Annotated in this window: 1 protein-coding gene; it reads right to left on the bottom strand. The window is 45.6% G+C overall.

The genetic code is table 11. From position 1 onward, the window contains the following. On the bottom strand, window positions 1-248 hold a 248-nt coding region (locus HEQ50_RS12700), incomplete at both ends, for a transposase (RefSeq protein ID WP_168900835.1).

A 248-nucleotide genomic window follows, 5' to 3' on the forward strand; every position in this document is an offset into this window, starting at 1 on the left:
CTTCTTAATTCTTCGGCGACAACCAAATCGTGGTTCTTGATTAGTGCTGTCGAAACAAGATGTAAGAAGTTTTTCCGTCGATTAGCAACTTCCCGTTGGATGGCGGCCACCCTTTGCCGTTGTTTCTGATAATTTTTAGATTTACGCAAAGGACGATGTTCTTTCTTGGCCCGTAATGCGCGTCGAGAGAGTGTACGCTGAGCTTTGGCTAATTTGCCCTTGATTGACCGGTAGAATCTCGGATTAGC

The sequence above is a fragment of the Lactobacillus sp. HBUAS51381 genome (genome assembly GCF_012641095.1).
Taxonomy (GTDB): Bacteria; Bacillota; Bacilli; order Lactobacillales; family Lactobacillaceae; genus Levilactobacillus.